This is a genomic window from Comamonas kerstersii, assembly GCF_008801935.1.
Taxonomy (GTDB): domain Bacteria; phylum Pseudomonadota; class Gammaproteobacteria; order Burkholderiales; family Burkholderiaceae_C; genus Comamonas; species Comamonas kerstersii.
On sequence record NZ_VZOT01000030.1, the window covers coordinates 1 to 2636 of the forward strand.

General features: G+C 55.7%; 2 protein-coding genes. Both read left to right on the plus strand.

What is annotated here, in order from left to right; genetic code table 11:
- The first annotated feature begins 300 nt into the window (after window positions 1-300).
- A protein-coding gene (locus F7P80_RS16620; RefSeq protein WP_120785045.1) for an IS3 family transposase occupies window positions 301-1436 on the plus strand; the annotation gives its coding sequence in 2 pieces (ribosomal slippage) (window positions 301-562 and window positions 562-1436; 1137 coding nt in all).
- A 5-nt stretch (window positions 1437-1441) separates the two neighbouring features.
- Window positions 1442-2404, plus strand: a complete 963-nt coding sequence (locus tag F7P80_RS16625) for a magnesium chelatase ATPase subunit I (protein WP_282959038.1) — start codon at window positions 1442-1444, stop codon at window positions 2402-2404.
- The last annotated feature ends 232 nt before the right edge of the window (window positions 2405-2636 follow it).

The following is a 2636-nucleotide window of genomic DNA, read 5'->3' on the forward strand; positions in this document are numbered from 1 at the left end:
CACGTCAAAGTTCGCTACCGAGGCTTGAGAAAGAACACGCAGCAATTGCATACCCTGTTTGCCTTGGCGAACTTGTGGATGGCCCGTGGCCGTTTGCTGAAAAACAGCCAATCCAAGCCTGGTGTGGGTGCATAAAAAGCAAGATGCCCGCGAAACGCGGGCATCTTGAGTGCCAGGGGCAAGGGAACATCACACTCGTTCAAGCACTATCACGCTTGAAATCGAGTTATGCAGAGGTTCCCTAAGCGAGATCTTTCCCCGTAAAAATGACCTGACAACAGGCCGAACCTGGAGAGATCTATGACCATCAAATCCCGACGCAAGCACAGCCCCGTATTTAAAGCGAAGGTGGCACTAGAAGCCGTGCGCGGAGAGCGCACGGTTGCTGAGCTGGCTCAGCAATATGAAGTTCACCCCAGCCAGATTGCAGATTGGAAACGCATGCTGCTGGAGCGGGCTGCTGACGTGTTTGGCGCAGCTCCTGCGCCCACAACCCCTGCGGTCGACCTTAAAGAGCTTCACGCCAAGATTGGTCAACTGACCTTAGAGAAGGATTTTTTGCAAGGTGCGCTGAGCAAAGCGGGATTGCTCAGCGTAGGTCGATGATTGACCGCGGTCATAGCTTGTCGCTGGCTCGCCAAGCCCAACTTATGCAAATCAGTCGTGGCTCTATTTATTACCGCCGCAAGTCACCAAACAGTGAGCAAGTTTCGTTGGCCCACACCTTGGATGCGTTACATGTAGCCCACCCATTTGCGGGCTCACGCATGCTGCGTGGGTTGTTGCAGCGCCAAGGGCATTGCGTAGGCCGCAGGCATGTGCGCACGCTGATGAAGCGCATGTGCATCACGGCGCTGTACTGCCAACCTCGTACCAGTGCTCGTCATCCGCAGCACAAGATCTACCCGTACCTGTTGAGGAATAAGTCCGTGACGTATGCCAACCAAGTTTGGGCCATGGACATCACCTATGTGCGAATGCACAAAGGGTGGCTGTACCTTTGCGCTGTGGTGGACTGGTACAGCCGCAAGGTCTTGGCTTGGCGACTGTCCAATACGATGGACGTGCAGTTTTGCGTGGATGCCGTGCAAGAGGCTATTGCCCGCTGGGGAACGCCTGCCATCTTCAACACCGATCAGGGCAGCCAATTCACCAGCGAAGCCTTCACCGCACAGCTCAAACGCCACGGTATTCGCATCTCTATGGATGGCAAAGGGGCATGGCGTGACAACGTCTTCGTGGAGCGCCTGTGGCGCTCCATCAAGTACGAGGAAATCTATCTCAAAGCCTATGACAGCGTGCGTGCCGCACGCTGTGGGATTGCACAATACTTGCAGTTCTACAATTCACAACGCCCCCATCAGGCACACAGCCAAGCTACCCCTGATGAAGCGTACTTTGCAGCATTGCCGTTTGCACAAATGCAGGCGGCATAACCCCGGTGATCTCGCTTAGCAACTGGACTCAATTGTTCAAACGACCGGGACCACTTCTGTTGGTGAACTTGCCATTGGGCACGACAGAAGAACAACTGCTGGGCTCCCTTGATGTCGAGGCCGCGTTGCAGCGCAGTGCGGTGGAGTTTCGTCCCGGTTTGCTTGCCCAAGCCCACCAAGGCGTTTTGTATGTGGATGAAGTCAATCTGTTGGCCGATGGGCTGGTGGACCTGCTTCTGGATGTGAGTGCAAGCGGTATCAACCGCGTTGAGCGCGATGGGGTATCGCACCAGCATCCGGCCCGCATCACGCTGATTGGCACAATGAACCCTGAAGAAGGGCAATTGCGCCCCCAGCTGCTGGACCGATTTGGCCTGTTTGTGCGTTTGCAAAATGTGCCCAGTGCGGCGATACGCAAAGCGATTGTCAAAACCCGCATGGCATATGACGCGGACCCTGCCTCATTTTGCGCCCAGTATGAACAGGCACAAAGCGCTTTGGCAGCGCAAGTGGCGGCTGCACGTGCGTCGTTAGCACAGGTCGACTGGGCGGATGCCATCCACGACCTGGTTGCAGAGTTATGCCAATCTGCCGCTGTAGAAGGCGTGCGAGCAGACTTGGTAATTTTGCGCGCAGCCCGTGCCCACGCATCGCTCCAAGGGCGCATTGCTGTGGATGCGGCGGATGTGCATGCAGTGGCTGAATTGGCGCTGACCCACCGCCGAACCCATCCCTCCGAGGGGGCTGCTCAGACTGAGCAGCAGAACGCGTCAGCATCTGAAACAGCCGCGCAACCAAGTAAGCCAACAGCAAAGCCACTATCTAACAGGCAATCACCATTGCCCGAAGCTCCCCAGGAGGCCGCCAGCAATGGTGTTAACTCTGAATGGGGTGCTATGCCTGCCCCACAGACCATGGGCATTCAGCATGTAAAGGCTTTTCGCCCACATCAAACAAAAAAAGCCTAGCGCGCTCTGCCCAAGCAAATCTTGCTGGTCAAGCCAAGGCAGGGCGCGATACCAACACTACACGCAAAGGCTATCTAGTGTCCTGTCCTGTTAATTTATGGCATTAATCGTGCATGCCAATACGGTATCTTGAGAACGGAGATACCGCTATGAGAACTGGCAGACCAAAGACTCAATTGGTGTTGAGCGATGAAGAGCGGGTGCAGCTGCAGTCTTTCGCGCGTAGCCGCTC